The organism is Streptomyces sp. NPDC026538 (assembly GCF_055567535.1).
In genome coordinates, this window is record NZ_JBVHQG010000004.1 from 740,544 (window position 1) to 747,094 (window position 6,551).

At 71.9% G+C, this 6,551-nt stretch carries 6 protein-coding genes; 1 reads left to right on the top strand and 5 read right to left on the bottom strand.

The window, feature by feature from the left end:
* Positions 1 to 424: 424 nt before the first annotated feature.
* The 5 genes from ACZ4N4_RS20355 to ACZ4N4_RS20375 all read right to left on the bottom strand — a co-directional run bounded on the left by ACZ4N4_RS20355 (position 425) and on the right by ACZ4N4_RS20375 (position 4,885).
* Positions 425 to 1,846 carry a DEAD/DEAH box helicase gene (locus tag ACZ4N4_RS20355; RefSeq protein WP_467590557.1) on the bottom strand — a complete coding sequence of 474 codons (1,422 nt, stop codon included), beginning with the start codon at positions 1,844 to 1,846 and terminating at the stop codon, positions 425 to 427.
* 154 nt (positions 1,847 to 2,000) lie between these two features.
* Entirely contained in the window at positions 2,001 to 2,696 is a 696-nt protein-coding gene (locus tag ACZ4N4_RS20360) for an SDR family NAD(P)-dependent oxidoreductase (protein ID WP_467590560.1), read from the bottom strand.
* Positions 2,693 to 2,902, bottom strand: coding sequence for a TetR/AcrR family transcriptional regulator (locus ACZ4N4_RS20365; RefSeq protein WP_467590563.1), 210 nt, complete (start codon positions 2,900 to 2,902; stop codon positions 2,693 to 2,695). Before ACZ4N4_RS20365 ends, ACZ4N4_RS20360 begins: the two co-directional genes overlap by 4 nt.
* Positions 2,903 to 3,215: 313 nt before the next feature.
* A complete protein-coding gene (locus ACZ4N4_RS20370; RefSeq protein WP_453567646.1) occupies positions 3,216 to 4,676 on the bottom strand; it encodes a phytoene desaturase family protein in 1,461 nt (486 codons plus the stop codon).
* Positions 4,673 to 4,885, bottom strand: coding sequence for a DUF3556 domain-containing protein (locus tag ACZ4N4_RS20375; protein ID WP_467590566.1), 213 nt, complete (start codon positions 4,883 to 4,885; stop codon positions 4,673 to 4,675). Before ACZ4N4_RS20375 ends, ACZ4N4_RS20370 begins: the two co-directional genes overlap by 4 nt.
* A gap of 610 nt (positions 4,886 to 5,495) precedes the next feature.
* Between ACZ4N4_RS20375 and ACZ4N4_RS20380 the strand changes: the two genes are divergently transcribed.
* Positions 5,496 to 6,551: ice-binding family protein (locus tag ACZ4N4_RS20380; protein WP_467590569.1), on the top strand; the 1,056-nt coding region annotated here is incomplete at its 3' end.

Sequence of the window (6,551 nt, forward strand, 5' to 3'; positions counted from 1 at the left end):
CGCGACAGGGAAGGCCCCCAGGAGGCCGGCCGAGGGTCCCGCATCCCGCCGCACCGTCCTGGGGGCCTGTCCGTGAACGGGGACCAGCCTGTGGCCGGTGGTCCGCACGCGGAGACCCGGGCTACGTCGTCCGGTGCCCCGACACGGCCGACCGTCGCGAACTTCTCATCGCGCTCACCGGGCCCGGACACGGACTCCTCGCCGGGTACGCGCACGCACCCCGTGCGCGAAGCAGCCGTCCGCTCAGCGTGCCCGCTCCCAGACCGGTGAGGCGCCCGGAGTCAGCAGGTGGTAGTCGGGTGCGTCCCGCAGTGCCAGCTCCGCGCCGCGTGACACCGTCCGGTGCACCACGGCCGATCTCCGGTCCCGCGTGTCCGTCCGGCAGCGTAGGCGCGGACACCGCCCGGCATCCGGGAACCCGGGCTCAGCCGCCGCGCCGCACCCGGGCCGCCTCGCGGGCCTCCGCGAGCTTGCGGGCCTCGCTGCTCTTGCGGGACGGCCTGCCACCGGAGCCGCCCCTCGCGTCCTTGGTGCTGCCCAGGCCACGGAACGGGGTGTTGTGGTTCTTGGGGCGCGGCACGGCCGGCCCCCCGTCGAGAGGCTTGCCGGAGGGGGCCTTGGCGCCGGTGATCCGGCTCAGCTCCGCCTCGCCGGACCGCACTTTGCTGACCTTGGGGGCGACGCCGGCGTCCGTCATCACCTGGCTCGTCTCGCGGCGCTGTCCCGACAGGACGAGTGTCACGACGGTGCCGGAACGGCCGGCCCGGGCCGTGCGGCCCGCGCGGTGCAGATAGTCCTTCGGGTCGGTGGCCGGATCGACGTTGACCACGAGGTCGAGGTCGTCGACGTGCAGGCCACGTGCGGCGACGTTCGTCGCTACCAGCGCGGTGACCTGCCCGTTCTTGAACTGGGCGAGGGTCCGGGTGCGCTGCGGCTGGGACTTCCCGCTGTGCAGGGCGGCGGCGGCCACGCCGCTGGCCCGCAGATGCCGGGTGACCTGGTCGACGCCGTGCTTGGTGTCCAGGAACAGCAGGACGCGGCCGTCCCGGGCGGCGATCTCCGTGGTCACGGCGTACCGGTCCGGGCCGTGCACGACGAAGACGTGGTGGTCGATGGCGGAGACCGCGCTGGACGAGGGGTCCACGGAGTGGACGGCGGGGTCGCGCAGGTAGTCCCGCACCAGCTGGTCGACATCGCGGTCCAGGGTGGCGGAGAACAGCATCCGCTGCCCGTCGGGGCGCACCTGGTCCAGGGCTTCTGTGACCTGCGGCAGGAACCCCATGTCACACATCTGGTCGGCCTCGTCCAGGACCGTGATGCGCACCTGTCCCAGCCGGCATGCCTTGCGGTCGATGAGGTCGTGCAGTCGGCCGGGCGTGGCGACGACGATCTCGGCGCCGTCCCGCAGCACGGCGGCCTGCCGTCCGATGGACACTCCGCCCACCACGGTCGCGAGCCGCAGCCGTAGCGCCTCGGCGTACGGGGTGAGCACCTCACCGACCTGCTGCGCCAGCTCCCTGGTGGGCACCAGAACGAGTGCCAGCGGCTCCTTGGGCTGCGCGCGCCGCCCGGCCGTCCGGGCGAGCATCCCCAGGCCGAAGGCCAGCGTCTTGCCGGATCCGGTGCGGCCCCGGCCCAGGACGTCCCGTCCCGCGAGCGCGTTCGGCAGTGCCGCCGCCTGGATGGGGAAGGGCACCGTCACACCGTGCTCGTCGAGCGCCCGCAGGATCTCGGCCGGCAGCCCCAGCTCCGCGAAGGACGCCGCCGGGGGCGGAGCCGCGGTGGCGCCCGACGCCTCGGACACCTCGTCCTGCTGCCGGGCACCGGCACGTGCTGATTCGCTCACAGAAAGCCTTCCTCCGAAGGGACCGTACCGAGGAAGGCGCGGCGGGGACGCGACCACCGGCCAGGAACCGCGAACCGGGCACCGACACAGCGACGCTGCAAACGGTCCACGCTAGCACGGGTCCCACCGCGTGGGCCCCCCACGGCCGCACCGCTCAGCCGCGGAACGACGGCCGGACCTGCCGGTGCGGTCGTCCCGGCGGAGGGAACAGGCCGAGGGGCAGCAGGCCGTCCAACGCGCGCTGCCCCTCTGGCCCGGACGGCGCCGGCTCAGGCCCCGTTGAAGTGCTCGTCGACGAAACCCGGCTTGGCGTCGTCGATCGCCCGCCGGTACCGCTCGGCGATGTGGTCGGGGTCGAACGGGGTGCCCGGCTCGACCGCCCCGTTGACCGTGAGGGTGAGAACCGGATGGCGTCGGCGGCCAGCTGGGTGCCCAGCAGGTTCGCGACCCCGCGCAGCCCCAGCTTGCCCAGGGACAGCGTGGCGAGGGTCGGGTGCGGCTGGTCGGCCAGACCGCCACCGGTGAACAGCAGCGTGCCGCCGCCGGAGGCTCGCATGGCCGGCACCGCGACCTGTGCGGCCACCACCCCGCCGACGACGTTGACGGCGTAGGCGCTCAGCAGGTCCTCGGGCGCCGCGGACAGGAGGTCGTCGGGCGTCAGCCGGGCAACGTTGTACAGCACGACGCCGGGCGGGTTGGGGGCCGCGTAGAGCGAGCTCAACGCCTCGCGCAGCTGCCCGGGGTCGGCCGCGTCGACGCCTACGACGGCGACCTCGGCCCCGGTTGAGCGCAGGTCGGCGGCGAGCTCCTCGAGCTTGTCCCGGTGCCGGGCGGTACCGGAGGTTGTCATCGGGGCTGCCGAGCAGGCCTTGTCCCTGCTTCCCCGCGTGTCCACAGGGCGTGTTTGTCTCCGAAGGCCCCGTACAGGCTGCCGCGTCCCAAGCCCGTGACGGCGCTCAGATCGTCGATGGAGGTTCGGTCGTAACCATGGGACCAGAACTGGTCGCGAGCAGCCCGAACGACTTCCCCGCCGTCAAACTGCCGAGGCCGGGCCATGGGAAAACTGTACGCCGCGTCCGGGGCGTTACGGGGCGAAGACAGGAGGGTACGGGCCTGTTTCCCTCCTACCGCCTCTCTTCGCGGCTGCGCCGAAACAGGGGCGGCCGTATTCAGACCTGGACAAGGCCACCGTCGACGAAGAGTTGGGTGGGCGGGGGCGTCGCTTGTCGAGGGCTGGGGCGCCTGCCACTCGTGGACGGAGAGCAACCGTCGGATCGAACTCGGCCGCAAGGTCAACAGCGCCGTGGGCTGGAACCTGAGGTCCGACCAGGTCTCCGATGGCCTGGGCTGCGCGAGCGCCGGAGCGCTTCTACGTGTGCGAGTCCTGGGAGCGCTCCTGAGCCTGCCAGGTCGGGCGGCCCCCCAGGTGGCGCAGTGCTGATGCCGCGGCCCCGGCGCCGCACATGCCGTGCACCCCAGGGCCGGGTGGGGTGGCCGCTGAGCACAGGAACACTCCGGGCAGGCCGGTGGCGTAGGGGTCCAGCGCCGGGCGGGCGCCCAGGAGGAGCTGGGAGACCGTCTTCGCTCCGGTGAGGATGTCGCCGCCGGTGAAGTTGGGGTTGGCCGCTGCGAAGTCGGCGGGGCGGGTGACGTGCCGGCCCACGATTCGTTCGCGTGCGCCGGGGGCGAAGCGTTCGAGCTGCCGGAGGATCGCCTCCGTGGCATCGCCGTCGTAGCCGTGCGGGACGTGGGCGTACGTCCAGACGGGGTGGACGTCCCCGACCGACCGGGAGGGGTCGGCAAGGTACTGCTGGCCGACCAGGACAAAGGGCCGCTCGGGCATCCGGCCCTGCGTCACGTCCCGTTCCGTCCGGGCCACTTCGGCGAGCGGGCCGCCGAGGTGCACGGTCCCGGCCCGTCGTGCCCGCTCGTCCCTCCAGGGCACGCCGCCCTCGACGGCCAGGTCCACCTTGAAGGCGCCGGGCCCACGGCGGAAGCGCCGGTACGCGCCCGTCACGCGGGCGGGCAGCCTGTCGCCGTAGAGGGCGGCGACCTGGCCGGGGTCGAGGTCGAGCAGAGTCACGTCGGCGGGCGGGATCTGCCGCCGGGCGGTGATCCGCACGCCGGTCTCGATCGTGCCGCCGGCGGCGAGGAGAGCCGCGGCCATGCTGCGGGCGATGGACTGCGAGCCGCCCTCGGCGACGGCCCATCCGGCGGCGTGGCCGGAGGTGAGGATGCCGAGCCCGATCGCCGAGACGAGCGGGTCCCAGAACGGCCGGAACGCGTGCGCCGCCACCCCGGCCCACAGAGCCTGGGCCTGCGGGGTGCGGAAGAGGCGCGCGAGGACCGCGGGAGGCAGCACGGCCGGGAGGCCGAACCGGGCGAGCAGCAGCGGGTGCGCCGGGATCCGCAGCAGCGGTCCCATCACGTCGTGCGCGAGGGCGTCCCAGCGCCGCACCAAGGGCTCCACCAGGGCCCGGTAGCGGCGGCCGTCCGGGCCGAGCCCGGCGGCGGTCTCCGTGACGGAGCGCAGCAGGACCCCGGCCGTCCCGTCGTCCAGCGGGTGCACACAGTCGATCTCCGGCAGCCGCCAGCGCAGCCCGTGGCGTTCGAGACCGAGGGCCCGGAGCGCGGGCGAGGTGACGGCCATGGGGTGGATGGCCGAACAGTGGTCGTGCAGCAGGCCGGGCAGGATCGCCTCGTGGCTGCGTGTGCCGCCGCCGACCTCGTCGGCGGCCTCCAGCAGCGTGACGTCCAGGCCGTCCCGCGCGAGGAGGGCCGCAGCGGCGAGCCCGTTGGGCCCGCCACCGACGACGACCGCGGTCGTCATGACGCCCACCCCATGGGCAGCACGCCGGGCGCCGAGCACCGCACGTGACGAGACACGGCACCGCACACGGGATGGTCCGGGCCATCGGTGGGGCCGGGCCGCCGGGTCACCATGTCGCCCACCGTGACCTGGCCTTGTCCGAGCAGGCCAAGGGCGGCGTCGCGGATCTCATACGCCACAGTCTGCCGGTGGATGGGCTGCCCTTCCAAACGTCACCAACGTCAGCCGTGCTCTTATTCCTCGACGCTTCCATGCGCCGAGGGCCTTGGCGCGTCAGGGCGATCCTTGCCGGTGACCAGGTCAACTGATCAGGTCCTCACCGAAAGACGGGGCTCCGGTGACGCGCAGAGATTCGGTTCCCTTCCCTGGCCGCACGCAAAGCTTCGATCTCTCATTTACTCAACACGCCGGTGAGGCGTCGCGTGTCGGACGGGGCGGTATTGACCCACGGGTCACGGAGGCATGAATTTGTTTGCCGCCCGGGCTGACCTGGGAGGTGGCGTCACCCGTTCACCCGTCTCGCCTAAGCAGGTACGACCATTCAGCCTATTAAAAATTTTCTCGGCATTTGCGATCGGCTCGTCAGGCTCGGCGAAGCCGTCCGCATGAGTCGTAAGTTGGAGCATGCTCCTGCGTAATATTCCAGCGGCAGAGACAGGCGATTCCGTGTGACCGAGAACCGCCAAATATGTCTCCATTCCCCTCACAGGAGCTGGCCCTTCGATGACGCTCAATATCCCTGTCGCGCCTTTGCGCCGCACTTTGCCGGTATGGACCGCCGCGGTACTTGCCGTGGTGATCTCCGCTGTCGTAGTCGCTGTGTCGCCGACTCAGGCAACCGCCCTCGCCACGTTTGTGGATCTGGGCAGGGCGGACAGCTTCGCGGTACTGGCCGGTTCGGCAACCACCAACACCGGCCCCTCGGTGATCACCGGGGATGTCGGAGTGTCTCCGGGAACGTCCATCAGCGGATACGGCCCGCCCGCCGTGGTGAACGGGACCCAGCACTCTGCGGACACTGTGGCTCAGGACGCCCAGACCGACCTGATCACGGCGTACAACGACGCGGCCGGGCAGCCCTCCGACGGGGCACTTCCCCCGGACGCGGGTGGCCTGACGCTGGTTCCGGGCGTCTACACAGCCTCCTCCACTCTCGGCCTCACCGGTACCCTCACCCTGGATGCCAAGGGGGACCCCAACGCCGTCTGGGTGTTCCAGATCGGTTCGGGTCTGACGACGGCGTCCAGCAGTCGCGTATCCCTCATCAACGGCGCCTCGCCGTGCAATGTGTTCTGGAAGGTCGGTAGTTCGGCCACTCTTGGCACCAGCACCGCCTTCGTGGGCAACATCCTGGCCATGACCTCGATCACTGTCACCACGAGCGCGACCATCGAGGGACGGGCGCTGGCCCGTAACGGCGCCGTGACGCTGGACACGAACACGATCACCCGGCCGCAGTGCGCGACCGGCACCACGGGTGGCACCACGACGGCCGGTACCACCGGTGCGACGACCTCTGGCACCACCGGTGACACGACGGCCGGCACCACGGGAGCCACGACCTCTGGCACCACCGGTGACACGACCGCCGGCACCACCGGTGCGACGACCGCCGGTACCACTGGTGCGACGACTTCTGGCACCACCGGTGACACGACGGCCGGCACCACGGGAGCCACGACCTCTGGCACCACCGGTGACACGACGGCCGGCACTACTGGTGCGACGACCTCTGGCACCACCGGTGACACGACGGCCGGCACTACTGGTGCGACGACCTCTGGCACCACCGGTGACACGACGGCCGGCACCACGGGAGCCACGACCTCTGGCACCACCGGTGACACGACGGCCGGCACTACTGGTGCGACGACC